Origin of the sequence: Comamonas sp. MYb396 (genome assembly GCF_037479555.1) — a bacterium.
Lineage (GTDB): Bacteria > Pseudomonadota > Gammaproteobacteria > Burkholderiales > Burkholderiaceae_C > Comamonas.
Window position 1 is genome coordinate 24,158 of the sequence record NZ_JBBGYU010000005.1, and the last position, 16,093, is coordinate 40,250.

Genomic DNA, 16,093 nt, shown 5'->3' on the forward strand with positions numbered 1-16,093 from the left:
ATGGGTGTCCCACAGCGCCACAGCCAGGATGAGCAACGTCGTCAGCCAGCCCAGCACCAACAGATTGCAGACCTGGCCTAGAGGCACGAGCACCAGCACCAGCAGCATCAAGGCGCCCAGCCAGTGCGACGCGGGGGGCGCGCTATAGATCGTCTTCCTATAGATGGCACAGCCTAGTGGTGGCCATGCTCGGCGACCGTGCCAAGGCGCTGGCGACGCTTGGCCGCATGGGTGTCCCACAGCGCCACAGCCAGGATGAGCAACGTCGTCAGCCAGCCCAGCACCAACAGATTGCAGACCTGGCCCAGAGGCACCAGCACCAGCAGCATCAAGGCGCCCAGCCAGTGCGATGCGGGCAGCGCGCCATAGACGGTCTTCTTGTAGATGGCGCTGCCCAGCAGGTAGATGGCCGGCCCGGCAAGCAAGATGGCGATCTGCGGCGCTGCTGCCAGCGCATGGGGGTGGGCCAGCACCAGGTCGTTGCCCACCGCAGAGGCAATCACCCCGGCGATCAAGATGGCGTGCACATAGTGGAAGTAGGCGCCAATGCGGCCCGGATCCTCGGCGCGGGTGATGGCCTCGGTGGCGTCCTTGCTGGAGGTGCCAAAGTACAGCCACCACATCGCCAAGGTGCCAATAAAGGTGGCGCCCAGCGCCATCAGCACATCCCACTCCCAGGTCTTGGTATCGGCCAGCGTGGCGCCGCTGGCCAGCAGCGTCTCGCCCAGTGCCACGATCACGAACAGCTGGCAGCGTTCGGCCATGTGGCCGCCCTCGATGGTCCAGTCCTGCGTCTGGCTGCGGCCCAGGCCCGGCAGTGCAAAGCCAAACATCGGTGACACATACTCGCACAGCACGGCCACCAACCACAAAAGCAGGCGCAGCTGCGGGTCTGCCAGCCCTCCCGCAATCCAGAACACGGCAGAAATACAGACCCAGCCGAGCATGCGGCGGTAGTTGAGCGCCAGCGGGTGCCAGGCAGGCAGCTGCGACCAGATGAAGGCGGTGCGCCCCACCTGCATGGCCACATAGGCCAGCGCAAAGACCAGCCCGCGCTCGGCAAAGGCTTCGGGAATGCTGGAGGCCATCAGCAAGCCCAGCAGCATGGTGGAGAACAGCATGCCGCGGATACGGGGTGTCTGCGGATCGAACCAGTTGGTGACCCAGCAGGTGTACTGCCAGCCCAGCCAGACGGCAAACCAGAGCACCAAGGTCTGTGCCACACCCATGAAGCTCAGATGGTGCAGCAGCTCATGGCTCAGCTGGGTGACGGCAAACACATAGACCAGGTCAAAGAAGAGCTCTTCATAGGTCACGCGGGCGTGGTGACCGTCACGCTGGCGCAGCAAGGGATGGGAGAAGGCGGGCGTTATCGGCATGGCAGTTCTGCAGTTGCAAGCATGGCCTCAGGCCTGCGAGAGGATGCGGGTGACAAAGGCGGCCAGCAGCACCGGCACCATCAGCACGATGAGCAGGATCAGCGCTTCGTCGCGCACGCTGTAGCCCGCCTGGGTGACGCCGACCCACATATTGGTGCAGGCAATGAGCAGCCACACCGGCATGAACAGCTTGGCTGCGACCACCATGCCTGCAACGCTGGCCGACCACAGCCAGCCAAACAGCACAAACACGCCGAGCAGCAGCAGGCCCCCGCCCATCACCATCAGTACATGCATATCGATACTCTCAAAGGTTCAGAATCCAACACGCTGCGCCTGCTGGGCAAAGGTGGCACAGCACCACCCGGGCCCCATGCCAGGGGCAGTGGCCGGCGTGGGCCGCGCAGCGTTTTTGCAGGGCCAAGCCGTAGCCACGGCCCCGCACAAGCATGCTGCGGTTCACCGTCCGCCGGGTGACGTCACTGGCGGGCGGCGGTGCAGCGCATCCGAAGGCGCAGGAGGCTGGCCTGCAGCGATCGGCACGCCCACCGCTCGCGCCATTTACTTGGTGGTGTAGCCGCCGTTGATCAGGATCGTCTGGCCGGTGATCCACCAGCCGTCGGTGACCAGATGGCGGATGAAGGGCACAACATCTTCGATATCGGTCAGGCCCGTCTTGCTGAAGCCCGACAGCGCAGCGGCCGTCTTGTGGTAGGCCACCGCATCGGCCCCTTCTGCCGGGTAGAAGAAGGCGGTGTCCATCGGGCCGGGGCCGACGGCGGTGACCGAGATGCCGCGTGCGCCAAACTCCTTGGCCGCTGCACGGGTGTAGTGCTCGACAGGCGCCTTGGTGCCGGCATAGGACGAGTAGAACGGGGTGAAGGCACCCAGCAGCGAGGTCACCAGCGTGACGATCTTGCCGTTGTCATTGAGGTGCAGGCCCGCTTCCTTCAGAAAGAAAAACGCTGCCTTGCTGTTGGCGTTGGACATCTCGTCGAACTCGGCCTCGGAGATATCGACCATCGGCTTCTTGAGCACCTTGCCGACGGTGTTGATCGCGATGTCGGGGCGGCCCAGTGCGGCCACGGTGTCGGCAAACAGCTTCTGTACGGCAGCAGCGCTGCTCAGGTTGCCCTGCAGTGCGATGGCCTTGGCGCCCAGTTTCTCCACGGCGGCCACGGTGGCCAGTGCTTCATCACGGCTGGCGGCGCTGTTGTAGTGGACCGCAACCGCTTTGGCGCCCTGGCTGGCCAGGTCACGGGCAATCAGGCCACCGAGGTTTTTGCCTCCCCCTGCAATCAGAACGACTTTGTCTTTGACGGTGTGGGCTTCGCGCATGCTGCATCTCCAAAAAAGTGACGTGAATCGGCGTGTATCACAGTGGAGATTTTTATTGTCTTATTCAATCGGGTGAATTTGCAAAATGGAGGAAGTTTTTGCTAAACCTGCGATTGGTCATTGATTTTTTGCATGTAAGGAAAATGGTGCCGGCCGTATCCCTTTCGCGCGCGGGCCATGGGTGCTGCATGGCCATGGATTCCAGGCGCTAGGCCATGGACCGCAGCCACGCCAGCAGCAGCTGCTGCACACTGCCCGGCAGCAAGGCTTGGGGTGAGAGCAGGCAGTAGTGCGAGCCGTCCTCGACAAAGCCCAGCGGCGCGGCGAGCAGACCATGGGCAAGGTCGTCCTGCACCAGATGCCAGGGGCCGATGGCGACGCCAAGCCCGGCAACGGCCGCTTGCAGGCTGAAGTAGAAATGCTCAAAGCTGTGCCCGCTCGCGGCGGGCAAGGGCCGGACTGTGGCCGCGCACCAGTCCTGCCAGGCGCCGGGGCGCGTGCGGCTGTGCAAGGGCACGGCCTTGGGCTGGAGTGCCGTGCCGCGTTGGCCGGTCCGGAACCAGGCGGCTTGCCTGTCCGGGCGGCAGACCGGGCCGATGCGCTCTGCAAACAGGGGCTCGGCATGGCAGCCGGAGGGCCAGGCAAAGTCATCCCGGCGAATCGCCAAGTCGATACCGCTGGCAAAGGAGAAGGGGCCGCCACCTGCGACCAGGTGCAGCTCCAGCCCGGGGTGGCGCGCCTGGAAGTCTGGCCAGCGCGGGATCAGCCAGCGCATCAGCAAGGTCGGCTCGCAGGACAGCACCCAGCGCTGCTGCTGGCGCGCGCGGGCGCGCAAATCGGCAACGCCCTGGCGCATCAGATCCAGCCCCTGGCCAACGGCCTGGGCCAATGCGCGGCCCTCGGCAGTCAGAAAGACGCGCCGGCTGCGCCGCTCGAACAGCGCCAGGCCCAGGTCGTCTTCCAGCAGCCGCACGGCGCGGCTGACGGCGCCATGGGTCAGGTGCAGCTCGTCTGCAGCGCGGCTGAAGTTTTCCAACCGGGCGGCAGCCTCAAAGCAGCGCAGCGCCAGCAGGGAGGGCAGGCGGCTGTCGGTGAGTGGTGAACCAGGCTCACCATGGCTGTCAGAAATCATCGTTTTTCATGGCGCATATTTGCAGGCACCATGCGAGCAGTTTTTACTGTTGCACAGGATACGCGATGACCGAATTGTTAGCTGTTATCACCATCACCTTGCTCGCTGTCATCAGCCCGGGGCCAGATTTTGCGATGGTGACGCGCAACAGCCTGCTGCTGTCGCGGCGCGCAGGCGTGCTGACCGCTGTGGGCATTGGCTTGGGCGTGCTGGTCCATGTGGCCTATACCTTGCTGGGCCTGGGCCTGCTGATCCAGCAGTCGCTATGGCTCTTTAACGCGATCAAGCTGCTGGGCGCCGCCTATCTGGTCTGCCTGGGGCTGAAGATGCTGCGCAGCCAGCCTGCGCAGCCCTCGGCCGAGGAGGCCCTCGCGCCGCTGTCCGATAGGGCTGCGCTGCGCACAGGCTTTCTCACCAATGCGCTCAATCCCAAGACCACTGTCTTCATGGTCAGCCTGTTCTTACAGGTGGTGCAACCCCAGACGCCGTTGGCCGTGCAACTGGGCTATGGCGCCTTTATCTCGCTGGCGCACATCGCCTGGTTCAGCCTGGTGGGGCTGTGCTTCTCGGCGGGTGCTGTGCGCAGCCGCCTATTGGCGGCGCGCCACTGGATTGACCGCGCGTTTGGTGGCTTGTTGCTGGGCTTTGGCGTCGTGCTGGCGCTCTCAGGGGCCTCGCGCTGAGCGCTCGGCCACGGCTGCCGTCACGCCCTGTTGGACTGGCGGCGCTGGCGTATGCCAAGCCAGCCCAGCAGCAAGGCCAGCAGTGACAGGCCATACGCCCCGGTTGTCGGTACCGGTGTTGGGCTGGTCGCCACGGCATGGGGCTGTGGCGCCGACACGCGCACGGTGGCCGTCGCGCAGACCGCCTGGTTGGGCGCTGCCAGGCAGATGTTGTACTGGTAGCTCACCGGGCTGGTCAGTCCACCCGCAGGCGGCACATAGGTGCAAACGCCTGCCTCGCAGCTGACGGTGCCTGCCGTGGGTGGCGTGGCGAGAGTGACGGAGGCCGGGTCCACCACCCCACCGGTGCTGCTGTCGTTGGTGGCCACCGGCGTTGCAGCGCTGGCGGTGTTGCTGGTCAAGGTCACCCCATCGTCCTGCGCTGTGATGGTGGGGGGGACCAGCGCGAGATCTGCCGAGTTGTTGGTGCTAATCGGATCGGCGGGGCTGCCTGCTTGGGGCTGTGCGGTCACGGTATGTGTGCTGGCTGCCGTGATGCCCGGACCGGTCCAGGTCACGGTATAGACGGCGGTGTCGCCAGCGTTCAAGGCTTGAACCACGGCGCCGATAGGACCCATGCCGGAAGGGGTGGCGCATGGCAGGCCGGAAGGCTGCACGATGCAGGACCAGCTTGCGCTGGCGCCATTGGCCGCCGTCGGCAAGGGGTCAGAGACGACGGCGCGGGTCGCGTCGGGGCCGTTGTTGTAGACGTTGAAGCTGTAGCTGTAGTCGTTCTGGGCGCCAGCGGGTGTGGCCGTGACGGCGCTGGCGCTGACGATGATTTCTGCCAAGGTCTGGCGGCTCATCGTGAACAAGGTGTCGTCCCAGGATGCGCGCCCATCGGTATTGGCTGACGTGCGGTACAGGTAAAAGCGCAAGGCGTAGGGGGTGGCGGGTTGCAGCGTGATGCCGGGACCGGGGCCATCCGGGGGGCGGACAAACTCAAACCCATCGCCGGACACCGTGCTGACATCGTCTATCCGCTGCAACAGCTCGCTGACCGGATGGCCGCCAGCGTCCACCACGTAAGCGGCATAGCCAAAGGCGCGCGGGTGCGCGTTGTTGTTCAGGTTCCAGCGCTTGGCCGTGACGACCGCATTGACATAAAACAGCGCCGCCGATGCGGTGGCGTCCGCATACTGCATCGTGCCGGTGGTGAATGGGAACTCGATGTACTGCTGGTCGGCCATTGCCGCATCGGCCGTGCTGGTCCTGAGGCCGGAGATGATCTGAAAATCTGGAAAAGTGGGGTCGGGGCTGGCGCTCAAGCCTGCGCCAAAGCGCTGCGGGCCCGTGCTCGACAGGAATGTGCTGTCATGCGTGGGGCCTTCCACTGGATCGGTGCCCGTGCTGCCCCCTACAGAGCCTGGATACCAGTCCTGGGTCAGCGTGCCTGGCGGGCGATTGCTCATCCAGCCTGCGACCCAGCCATCGATACCCGACAGCGTGCTGGGCGCGTACACATAGGACTGGGCCAGGCTGGGGCCGGCGGCCGCTGACAGCAGCACCGCGCCGATGCATAACCGGTACTGGCCTTGCGCCCGAACAAAAATAGATCTCATGGACAAACCCATTTCTAACGCAGACGCCTGTCTTCGAGCTGGACGGAAGCCTGGCCTGGTTAATCGTTAAAACAAGCCACAATTGTGGCTAATCGTAATAATTATCATCAGACTTGCCCGGTTCTGCAGGCTTCATCGACCTGATTCTCGATCTGTCGCAAAAATAAAACGGCTTGCGCACCTGCCCGATTGCTTGCGGCGCTGGGGCGCGGCCAGCAGCGATCATGCGCCTTCCGAGGTCGACGCCGCCGAGCCCTTCTGGATGTAGATCTCGATGGGCCCCACCGTCACCCGGTCGCCCGTGTAGAGCACCTGGCGCTTGACCTTGGTGCCGTTGACGAAGATGCCGTTGGTGCTGTCGTGGTCCTCCACCACCAACACGCCTATGTAGTAGCTGAAGGCGCCATGGTCTCGGCTGACCCCTTGGTCATCCAGGCGCAAACCGCAGCCCTGACCACGGCCAATCAGGGTTTGGCCTTTGCCCAGTTTGAGCTGGCTGGGCGATGAAGACTGGGGTGATCGAACCTGGATAAGCGCTGGCATGGAAAACCTCCCATCGTGGAAGGCCAACCTGGGGACACAGACCCTGGTGGCTATCTTGAGACCAGGGATTCTGTATGAAATTTTTGAAATGGATTGTCAGCAATCTCTAACCTGGAGCATCGGCAGATCGGCATTGCCGCGCCGCCGCTTTTTCGCATCTGGTTTGCAATTAATTACAACCATGACGGAGCCCGGGCCGGTCCGTAGCTTGACTTTGCGCAAGCAAGGCTTACATTCTTAAGTCATTGACTGAATCGATTAAGAAGTCTTTTGTGAAAGGAGTTGGGTATGCAAAACCAGCCATCATTTCCGATGCTGACCATGCCGACTCGTCCGCTGGTGGCCCATCGCGGCGAGAAAGCGAAGCGCTATGTGCCTTCGGTCTCCACCGATATCAGCAAGACTTTTGAGAAATACCGCCGGCTGGCAGCGATGCAGCATCCCAAGCCGCTGGGGGATTGATTCGGTTTCATGCCGCGCGCATGCTGCTCACTCCCAGTCCCACAGACGTATTGCATGCGCCGCCCGCAAGGGCAGCGGCTTTATTACAGCGGAACGCCCAGGCCTGATCGCCCGTTGGCAGCATCACTGACGGCGGGCTCTGAGCGCAGCATCTGCAGGCTGTGTCACTGAGCGGGCGGCAGATGTCTGCTCGCCTTATTGGCAAAAATGGGCTGCCCAGTGGGCGACTGCAGCTCGTGCCCAAAGGCCTGGGGCGTGCGCATGGTTCTCGCCCTGGCGATGCAAAGGCCGGAGGCTATTTGGGATGGCGTGGCAGTTGGCAGCGATAGTGTGGCCATTCAGTCCTGCTGCAGGTGCTGGTAGACGGCCTGCGAGACGCGCATCAGCTCGGCCCGGTCGGCCCCGGCCGAGATGGCATAACCGAGGTGGTTTTCCACCCAGTAGAAGACGTTGACAGGGCCGTCCTGGCCAAACTTGAACTGTGCATCGCTCTGGCTGCTCACCTCGCGGGTCACATACAGGGTCAGGCGCAGGCCCGCCTCGGTCTCGTACATGAACTGCGCCACCGGCCCGCTGTCACCGGGCAGCAGGCGGCCGCCCATCAAACGGTAGCCCAGCGCATTGAGCGGAGGTGGGCGCACCTGGGTGCCCATGCGCTTGGTCAGCCAGGTGACCAGCGCCTGCTCCTGCTCGGCGCCAATCTCTACCGGGCGCCGCACATCGGGGCTGAAGACCCCATGCGCTATCGCAGCGCGCTGGGCAAAGCCGCTCAAGGCTGCGCCGCTGGCGGGCAGCAGCTGGGGCTGGGCGGTTGGTGGGCGGGTGGCTGCGGGCTGGCCCGCCATCGCGAGTTGGATGGCCTTGGCATCGACTGCGCCGCGGATTGACCAGGCCGCCCCCGCGCTGACGACCGCCACCAGCAAGCTCGCAGCCAGGCTGCGCCAGGGCAGGCTGCTGTGCGTGGGGCGCAGCGGCAGGCCCATCGGCAAGGGCTCGTCCATCACGGGGGCCAGCATCTCGCGCAGCCGCGCATTCTGCTGCTGCCAATCCTGCACACGGACGCGTTCTTCCGGGTGCTCGTTCAGGTACTGCTCGACCTGGAGGTGGCGTGCGCTGGGCAGTTGCCGGTCCACATAGGCATGCAGATCGGCTTCGGTCACCGGCGGCATGGGACTGGCGTCCAGGGCTTTGAGGTTGGGCTGGTCCATGGTCACTTCACCCGTTGAATTCTTTGCGCTGCATGGCTGACTTTGTCCTGCTCCTTGCTCTGGCCTGGGCTCGCCATCTCATCGCGCAGCCGGGCGCGTGCCCGCGACAGCCGCGACATCACCGTGCCCAGCGGCACGCCGGTGATCTGCGCCACCTCTTGGTAGCTCAGCTCCTCGACGCTGACCAGCAGCAGCACCTCGCGCTGCTCGGGCGGCAGGCGCTGCAGCAGGCGGTCAAGGTCACGCACTTCCAGCGCATCGGTCTGCTGGGCCCGTTGGGGCAGCTCGGGCAGCTCGTCGCCTGCGCTGTCTTCGGGCCGGCTGCGCTGGGCGCGCAGGCGGTCGATGAAATGGTTGTGCATGATGCCGAACATCCAGGCACGCAGCTCATTGCGCTTTTGCCACATCGACAAGCGCGACCAGGCGCGCTCCAGCGTGTCCTGCACCAGGTCATCGGCGCGGTCGGGGTCCGAGACCAGCCCGCGCGCATAACGCCGCAGGCTGGGGATGCAGGCCACAATCTCCGCTTCGTCCTGTGCGCGCATGGGGCAGTGGGGTCCGGGGGTGAGGAGGGGAATCAGCAGCAGCCAGCGCTTACTTGACGACGTGCCAGACGTCCTTGAAGTTGTCGCCCGTGGCGTCGCCGGCCTTCTTGTCCGCAGTATAGGTATAGAGCGGCTTGCCCTGGTAGGCCCACTGCTTGCTGCCGTCGTCGCGGGTGATGATGCTGTAGTCGCCTTCGGGCTTGGCATCGGCTGCCGCAGCGTGGGCTGGCCACAGCGCGATGCAGGGGCCGTTGCACATGCTCTTGTTGCTGCCGGCCACATCCTTGTCAAAGGTGTAGAGCGTCATGCCGCTGGCATTGACCAGCATGCCATGGGCCATCTTGGCCGCCGGCTCAGCCTGGGCCAACGGGGCCAGCAGCGCGGCCAGTGACAGAGCGATCAGGGATGCATAAGGGGTTTTCATGGCGGCCATCTTTCAGGGTTGGGTGGAGGAACACCTCTGTAGACGGATGGCCTGCCGGGATTATTCCCCCAGTGGTTGAAATTTCAGGGTGGGCTGCCGATCAGCGGTGGATGGCTGCGCTGGGCCACTGCCGCCTGCGCGTCTGTGTGGCCGTTTCATCGATGGGAATCTGAGGCAGCACTTCTTTTTAAATACTGTATATTTATACAGTTTTAAGGGCCGTTACAGCTGCCGCCAAGGCAGGCCGCACTGGCTGCCCATAAGAAGAGAGGAGTTCGCATGATTGAAATAGCCCATGACAACCTGAGCGATGCCTGGGAGGGGGGAGACGGTGCCGCTGCGCTGCCGCAGCTGGCGGCGGCCTCGGTGTTTCGGCAGCTGGCGCACAAGCATGGCTTGCTGGCGCCGGGCGAAGAGGCCAGCCCGCAGATGCAGGCGTTTCTGGCCGAGCTGGCGGTGCTCACGGATCTTTTCTGAGGCCGGCACGCTGCGGGGCAAGCGGCCACCACTGCACTCTCCGAGAAAACGCAAGAGGGGCCTGGTCTGGTGATTGCAGCGCGGATCGCCCCCGAGGCTGGGCGCCCTTTTCCTAGGCCAAACCCGGATGTCAGCCAAATTACATTACACGCATAATGTATTTTAGGAGACCCCCTGTTGTGCCCAACCTGCATCAGATCAAGAGTGAGCAGACGCGTGAGCGTCTGATGGATGCTGCGCTCGATGTAATGCAAACCAAGGGGCTGGCGAGCCTCTCGATGCATGAGGTGGCCCGCATCGCGGGGATGACGACGGGGGCGGTACAGCACCATTTCCCGTCCAAGGCCGCGCTGATGCTGCAGATCATTGAGCGGCTGGTGCAGCAGATCGATACCGACGACAGTTTCTGGCCCGTGCCGCACTGGCCCTTGCAGCGGCGTGCCGACCACTTTGTGCAACAGGCCTGGCTGCGGCTGTATGGCCAGCCCCGCTTTGCGGTCGCCTGGGAGGCCTACCTGGCGGTGCGTGCCGATGCCGCCATGGTGGCGCATATCCAGGCCGCACGTGCCCCCATCAATGACAAGCTGCTGCTGCGCATGCTGCGCAGCTTTCCCGAATGGGCCGGCGCGCCCGCCGCTGAAGCGCGCTTTCAGCTGGTGCTGTCCTGCCTGCGCGGCCTGGGCGTGCTCGCGCCGTTCTCCAGCCCGGCTGCGATGGACCGGCAGCTGCAGCAGCTGTCCGTTCTTCTTCAATCTTTTTCCAGCGAGGTGACCCCTTGATCAGAGCATCCCTTCTTGCCTGTGGCCTGACGGCCTGGGCCCTTGGCGCCGCCGCCCAGACCCCGTTGCAGGTGATCGCGCAGCAGCCGCCGGGCAGTGGCTCGGACGCGATGACGCGCGCCTGGGGCGAATGCACCGGGCGGCTGATGGGGCGCCCGGTGGTCGTGCAGAACAAGCCCGGTGCCAATGGCATCCTGGCCATCAACTACCTCAAGGGCCAGCCGGCCGATGGCGCGTTTGCGATGACGATCGGCATGTCGCAGATGACGATCACGCCCTATGTGCACCAGCAGATGCCCTATGACCCGCTCAAGGACTTTGCCGGTGTCGCGATGATTGGCTCGTCCCCGCTGGTGCTGGTGGTGCCTGCGGGTGCGGGCGTGAGCAAACTCGCGGACCTGGAGAAGGTCGCCAAGTCCCAGGCCGGTGGGCTGAACTTTGGCTCGCCCGGCAAGGGCAGCCCTGCGCATTTGCTGACCACGGCACTGACCGATGCCATGCACTGGCCCGCCACCCATGTGCCCTTTGTCGGCGAGAGCGCGGGCCTGACGGCCCTGATGGGCCAGCAGATCCAGGCGATGACCCTGGTGCTCAACACCGCAGCGCCCCAGGTCAAGGCCGGCAAGCTGGTGCCGCTGGCGATTTTTGCCGGCCAGCGCTCGGCGGTGTTGCCCGATGTGCCGACCATTGCCGAGGCCGGTGGGCCGGCGGTGCTGGCGCGGCCATCGTGGATTGCGGTGGTGGCCAAAAAGGGCACGCCGCCTGAGGTGATCAAGGCCTTGAACGATGCCTCCAACCAGTGCTACAGCGACCCGGTCTATGCCAACAGCATGGACAAGATGGGCGTGACCCTGATGCGCAGCCAGCCTGCCGATGTGCTGGGCTTTGCCGAGCGCGACATCGCCGTCTGGAAGCCTTTGATCGACAAACTGGGATTGGCCACGCAATGAGTTTGGTAGAACACAGCGCAGTCGAGCTGCGCAGCCTGATCCAGAGCCGGCAGATCTCGCCGGTCGAACTGCTCGATGACTGCATCGCCCGCATGCAGGCCATCAACCCGGCGGTCAATGCAATCTGCGCCACCGATTTTGAGTGGGCCCGCACAGCCGCCCAACTGGCCGAAGCGCAGGTGGGGCGGTGCAGCCAGCTGCCGCTCTTGCATGGCCTGCCCTTGGGCGTGAAGGACTTGCAGGCCACCGAAGGCCTGCTGACCACCAGCGGCAATGTGCGGCTGCGCGGCCATGTGCCTGTCAAGGACAATGCCTTCGTGGCCCGGCTGCGCGGCCAGGGTGCGATCGTGACGGCCAAGACCAATACGCCCGATATGGGGGCGGGTGCCAACAGCCGCAACCCGGTCTGGGGCGCTACGGGCAACCCCTTCAACCCGGATTTGAATGCCGGGGGCTCCTCGGGTGGCTCGGCCGCGGCGCTGGCCACCGACATGTTTCCGCTCTGCACCGGCTCGGACACTGGCGGCTCGCTGCGCATTCCGGCGGCGCTGTGCGGCGTGGTCGGCCTGCGCCCCTCGCCGGGCCTGATCGCCAATGACGACCGGCCGCTGGGCTGGTCGGCCATCTCGGTGCTGGGCCCCATGGGCCGGGATGTGGCCGATACCGCGCTGATGATGCAGGCCAGCATGGGCCCGCACCCGATGGACCCGCTGAGCATGGGCGTGGGCCATGCCCCCGTCTGGCCCGTGCCGGAGATGGACCTGCGCGGCCTGCGCGTGGCCTATACCGAGGACTTTGGCACCTGCGCGGTCGACCCGGTGGTGCGCCGTGCCTTTCGCCAGCGGGTGCAGGCCTTGGCCGGCGAGGTGGCCTGCATGGACGCCTTGCCCTGGAACCTGGAAGAAGCGCACCGCTGCTTTGACATCATCCGCGCCGAGAGCTTTGTCGCCGCCTTTGCCGATATCTACCGCACCGCCCCCGAGACCCTGGGCCCGAATGTGCGGGCCAATGTCGAGATGGCTGCCAGCATCAGCCTGGGCGACCGGGCCTGGGCGCATCTGGCGCAGACCCGCATCCAGCGCATGTTCCAGCGCACGTTTGAGCAATACGACCTGGTGCTGGCACCGGTGACTCCCCTGTCGCCCTTCCCCTGGACGCAGCTCTATGCACAGGAAGTGGAGGGCAAGACCCAGCGGAACTACTACGAATGGCTGAGCCTGACCTATGTGGTGACCTTGGCGACCAACCCCGCGCTGTCGCTGCCCTGCGGCCGCGATGAGGCGGGCATGCCTTTTGGCCTGCAGATGATTGGCCCGCTGCACCAGGATGGGCGCCTGCTGGCGATGGCGGCGGCAGTCGAAAAGCTGGGCTTGCACAACAGCGACTTTGCCCGCCCCCGCCCCGACCTGGCAGCCTTGGCCCAGCCCCGGCCCGAATTGCGCAGCATCGTCACCCACCCGCCAGGGTTGGGTGGCGCCGCGCAGGCGGAGGTCGGCCAGGCGGTCTAAGCCTTTCGCAGCTTGATGGGCCAAGCCTGCCATGGCGGTGGCAGGCTTTTTTCTTTCTGGTGGGAGCCATCGCCAATCTTTGTTTAAATAGCAGGATGAACAAGGCCTTTACCAAAGAGACAGACAACGACGACGATGACGATCTGCCGCAGCTGCCCAAGATTGCTGGCGGCAAGAACTACATCACGCCTGGCGGCTACCGCGCGCTGGAGCAGGAGCTGCTGCAGTTGATCGATGACGAGCGGCCCAAGGTGGTGGAAGTGGTGCACTGGGCCGCCAGCAATGGCGACCGCTCGGAAAATGGCGACTACCTGTATGGCAAGAAGCGCTTGCGCGAGATTGACCGGCGCATCCGCTTTCTGACCAAGCGCATGGAGGCGGCCGAGGTGGTGGACCCGGGCGTGCACCACGGCAGCGACCAGGTGTATTTTGGGGCGACGGTGCTGTACTGCGACCAGCATGGCAGCGAGGAGTCGATCACCATCATGGGCATTGACGAGGCCGATGCCAGCCGGGGCCAGGTCAGCTGGGTGGCTCCGATTGCGCGGGCGCTGCTCAAGTCCCGCATTGGCGATGAGGTGCAGCTGCCCACGCCGGGCGGGGTGCGGGTGCTGGAGGTGCTGGATGTACAGTACCCGGAGCTGGGGACCTCTTGAAATAGCCCGCTCTCAAAACACAAGCGCGCCTTTAAGGCGCGCTGTGGTTTGGGGACTGTCCCGATCGCTATCGGATGGCGTTCAGGCGACCGGCAGCACCCTGTGCGCGCGGATCACATAGGGCAGCTTGACCAGCTGGCGCAGCAGCAGCTCAACCTGCGCACGGTCCTTGACGGTCAGCACAAAGCGCAGCGCCATCGTGTCCATGGCCACTTCGTCGTCCATCGTGATGTGGGTGATGTCCGAGCCCATTGCGGCAATCTCGGCAGCAATCTTGCCCAGCACACCCTTGCCATTGTTGATGGTGACGACGACACCGGTGTCGAACTCGTTGGCGGGCTCATCGGCCCATTCCACATCGACAAAATGCTCGGCATCCTTGGCCAGCAGGCGCTTGCAGATGGCGCATTGGGCGTTGTGCACGACCAGGCCGGCATTGCGGTCCAGGTGGGCGGCAATCGGGTCGCCCGGCACGGGGCGGCAGCATTTTGCGTATTTGACGGCGGCATTGGGCGAGCCGTCGAGCACGAGCGCTGCGGTGGCGGTGCTGGCGCCGGTCTTGAAGCGCTCCTGGCTCAGCAGCACGGCGTCCGGCCGCTGGCCTTGCTCGGCCAGCAGGTCCACCACCTGCTTGGCGGCAAACACGGCAATGCGCTTGCCCTGGCCGATGTCGTTGAACAGCTCCACCTTGTTGCGCGCTTCGAGGCGGGTGAGCAGGCGGTCCCAGACGGCCTTGTCTTCGGGCAGCTGCGAGATGCCTTCGGCCCGCATCGCCTGCAGCAGCAGGCGCTCGCCCAGCGCAGCGGTCTCGTTCTGGCCCTGGGTCTTGAGGTAGTAGCGGATCTTGGATTTGGCCCGGCCCGTGCGCACAATCGTGAGCCAGGAAGGGTGGGGCGCGGCATCGGGCGAGGTCGAGATCTCGATCACATCGCCGCTCTTGAGCACGGTGCTGAGCGGCACCTGCTCGTTGTTGATGCGCGCGCCTTGCGTGCGCTCGCCGACATTGGAGTGGATTGCGTAGGCAAAGTCCAGCACGGTCGCGCCCCGGGGCAAGGTGAGCATCTGGTTCTTGGGCGTGAACACATAGACCGAGTCGGGGAACAGGTCCACGCGCACGTTGTCCCAGAACTCATGGGCGTCGTGTGTTTCGTCCTGGATGTCGAGCAGCGACTGCACCCACTTGTTGCCCAACTGCTCGCCATTGGGCATGGCCCGCGCCTGGATCATCCAGTGCGTGAGCACGCCGTACTCGTCGACCAGGTTCATGTCTTCGGTGCGGATCTGGAAATCCATGCTCACGCCCGAGGGGCCGACCAAGGTGGTGTGCAGCGACTGGTAGCCGTTCGACTTGGGGTTGGCGATGTAGTCGCGGAATTTGGAGGGCACCGGGCGGAACACCTGGTGCAGCACACCCAGCGCGGTGTAGCAGTCGATCAGGTTGGGCACGATGACGCGCACGGCGTAGGAGTCGGTCACCTGCGCAAACGACAGGCGCTTGCCATCCATCTTCTTGTAGATGGCGTAGAGCGTTTTTTCCTGGTTGCCCAGGCGGATCTTGATGCCGGACTTGGCAAAGGCCGAATCGACCTCGGCATGGATCTTCTGGACCACGTCCTTGCGCCGGTTGCGCGAGCGGCCCAGCGCCTTGACCAGCGTGTCATGGCGCCAGGGGTAGAGGTGCTTGAAGGCCAGGTCCTGCAGCTCGCGGTAGACGCGGTTGATGCCCAGCCGGTTAGCGATGGGCACATGGATTTCCATGGTCTCGGTCGAGATGCGTCCCCATTTGCTGCGCGGCATGTCGGACATGGTGCGCATGTTGTGGGTGCGGTCAGCCAGCTTGACGAGGATGACGCGCACATCGCGCGCCATGGCCAGCAGCATCTTGCGGAACGACTCGGCCTGGTTCTCTTCGCGCGAGTTGAACTGCAGCTTGTCCAGCTTGGTGAGGCCATCGACCAGTTCGGCCACCGTGTCGCCAAACTGGCGGGCAATGTCATCGCGGGTGACGCCGCAGTCTTCCATCGCGTCATGCATCAGCGCGGCCATCAGCGCCTGGGCATCGAGCTTCCAGCTCGCGCAGATCTCGGCAACCGCAATCGGGTGGGTGATGTAGGGGTCACCACTGCTGCGGAACTGGCCGGTGTGGGCCGTGGCGGCAAACTCGAAAGCTTCTTCCACCAGGGCCAGATCTGCTTCACCGAGGTAGTCGAGCTTCTCCAGAAATTCGGCGTAGGCACTCACCACTACCGGATACGACATGGCAGGCTTGGCTGCGGCGGTAGCGATGACGCCAGAGACTTGGGCGGGTGCGGAGGGGATGGACACGGACTTCACGCCTTAACTGTAGCGTGCGATGACAAATTTGTGTGAATACCAAGAAAAATGGCACCGCCATTCGGTGCCATTTT

The 16,093-nt window shown here is 64.5% G+C and carries 17 protein-coding genes; 7 read left to right on the forward strand and 10 right to left on the reverse strand.

Annotation, left to right across the window (positions count from 1 at the left end; translation table 11 throughout):
* Nucleotides 1-173 precede the first annotated feature (173 nt).
* From WH265_RS12655 to WH265_RS12670, 4 genes are all read right to left on the reverse strand, one after another.
* Entirely contained in the window at nt 174-1,379 is a 1,206-nt protein-coding gene (locus WH265_RS12655; RefSeq protein ID WP_339558512.1) for a low temperature requirement protein A, read from the reverse strand.
* Nucleotides 1,380-1,406: 27 nt separating this feature from the next.
* Entirely contained in the window at nt 1,407-1,676 is a 270-nt protein-coding gene (locus WH265_RS12660; RefSeq protein WP_021026352.1) for a hypothetical protein, read from the reverse strand.
* A gap of 264 nt (nt 1,677-1,940) precedes the next feature.
* Nucleotides 1,941-2,717: an SDR family oxidoreductase gene (locus tag WH265_RS12665; protein ID WP_021026351.1), complete on the reverse strand. Its 777-nt coding sequence runs from the start codon at nt 2,715-2,717 to the stop codon at nt 1,941-1,943.
* Nucleotides 2,718-2,925: 208 nt separating this feature from the next.
* Nucleotides 2,926-3,849: a LysR family transcriptional regulator gene (locus WH265_RS12670; protein WP_339558513.1), complete on the reverse strand. Its 924-nt coding sequence runs from the start codon at nt 3,847-3,849 to the stop codon at nt 2,926-2,928.
* Nucleotides 3,850-3,914: 65 nt separating this feature from the next.
* On the opposite strand from WH265_RS12670, the gene WH265_RS12675 reads away from it, so the two are divergent.
* A complete protein-coding gene (locus tag WH265_RS12675; protein WP_339558514.1) occupies nt 3,915-4,532 on the forward strand; it encodes a LysE family translocator in 618 nt (205 codons plus the stop codon).
* 20 nt (nt 4,533-4,552) lie between these two features.
* Here the strand turns inward: WH265_RS12675 and WH265_RS12680 are convergent, their stop codons facing one another.
* Together WH265_RS12680 and WH265_RS12685 are read right to left on the reverse strand one after the other, a co-directional pair.
* Nucleotides 4,553-6,133, reverse strand: coding sequence for an IPTL-CTERM sorting domain-containing protein (locus WH265_RS12680; RefSeq protein WP_339558515.1), 1,581 nt, complete (start codon nt 6,131-6,133; stop codon nt 4,553-4,555).
* 222 nt (nt 6,134-6,355) lie between these two features.
* Nucleotides 6,356-6,676: an FHA domain-containing protein gene (locus WH265_RS12685; protein ID WP_084635753.1), complete on the reverse strand. Its 321-nt coding sequence runs from the start codon at nt 6,674-6,676 to the stop codon at nt 6,356-6,358.
* A gap of 288 nt (nt 6,677-6,964) precedes the next feature.
* Between WH265_RS12685 and WH265_RS12690 the strand changes: the two genes are divergently transcribed.
* Nucleotides 6,965-7,138, forward strand: a complete 174-nt coding sequence (locus WH265_RS12690) for a hypothetical protein (protein WP_021026347.1) — start codon at nt 6,965-6,967, stop codon at nt 7,136-7,138.
* A gap of 338 nt (nt 7,139-7,476) precedes the next feature.
* Here WH265_RS12690 and WH265_RS12695 read toward each other — a convergent pair whose 3' ends face one another.
* From WH265_RS12695 to WH265_RS12705, 3 genes are read right to left on the reverse strand one after another with little or no spacing between them, the layout of a single operon-like run.
* Nucleotides 7,477-8,346 (reverse strand): anti-sigma factor family protein, encoded by an 870-nt coding sequence (locus tag WH265_RS12695; RefSeq protein ID WP_339558516.1) that lies wholly within the window; start codon nt 8,344-8,346, stop codon nt 7,477-7,479.
* Nucleotides 8,347-8,348: 2 nt separating this feature from the next.
* Nucleotides 8,349-8,891, reverse strand: coding sequence for an RNA polymerase sigma factor (locus tag WH265_RS12700; RefSeq protein WP_021026345.1), 543 nt, complete (start codon nt 8,889-8,891; stop codon nt 8,349-8,351).
* A 49-nt stretch (nt 8,892-8,940) separates the two neighbouring features.
* Nucleotides 8,941-9,315 (reverse strand): COG4315 family predicted lipoprotein, encoded by a 375-nt coding sequence (locus WH265_RS12705; RefSeq protein WP_021026344.1) that lies wholly within the window; start codon nt 9,313-9,315, stop codon nt 8,941-8,943.
* Nucleotides 9,316-9,594: 279 nt separating this feature from the next.
* Here WH265_RS12705 and WH265_RS12710 point away from each other — a divergent pair, with 279 nt between their 5' ends.
* The 5 genes from WH265_RS12710 (at nt 9,595) to greB (ending at nt 13,685) form a co-directional block, all read left to right on the forward strand.
* Nucleotides 9,595-9,792 (forward strand): hypothetical protein, encoded by a 198-nt coding sequence (locus WH265_RS12710; RefSeq protein WP_339520233.1) that lies wholly within the window; start codon nt 9,595-9,597, stop codon nt 9,790-9,792.
* A gap of 179 nt (nt 9,793-9,971) precedes the next feature.
* Entirely contained in the window at nt 9,972-10,571 is a 600-nt protein-coding gene (locus WH265_RS12715; protein ID WP_339558517.1) for a TetR/AcrR family transcriptional regulator, read from the forward strand.
* On the forward strand, nt 10,568-11,521 hold the full coding sequence (locus WH265_RS12720; protein ID WP_339558518.1) for a Bug family tripartite tricarboxylate transporter substrate binding protein: 954 nt from the start codon (nt 10,568-10,570) through the stop codon (nt 11,519-11,521). The genes WH265_RS12715 and WH265_RS12720 overlap by 4 nt, the downstream gene beginning before the upstream one ends.
* On the forward strand, nt 11,518-13,029 hold the full coding sequence (locus WH265_RS12725; protein WP_339558519.1) for an amidase: 1,512 nt from the start codon (nt 11,518-11,520) through the stop codon (nt 13,027-13,029). The genes WH265_RS12720 and WH265_RS12725 overlap by 4 nt, the downstream gene beginning before the upstream one ends.
* A gap of 95 nt (nt 13,030-13,124) precedes the next feature.
* Nucleotides 13,125-13,685: a transcription elongation factor GreB gene (gene greB / locus WH265_RS12730; protein WP_021026335.1), complete on the forward strand. Its 561-nt coding sequence runs from the start codon at nt 13,125-13,127 to the stop codon at nt 13,683-13,685.
* Nucleotides 13,686-13,766: 81 nt separating this feature from the next.
* Here the strand turns inward: greB and WH265_RS12735 are convergent, their stop codons facing one another.
* A complete protein-coding gene (locus tag WH265_RS12735) occupies nt 13,767-15,944 on the reverse strand; it encodes a RelA/SpoT family protein (RefSeq protein ID WP_339558737.1) in 2,178 nt (725 codons plus the stop codon).
* Nucleotides 15,945-16,093 lie beyond the last annotated feature (149 nt).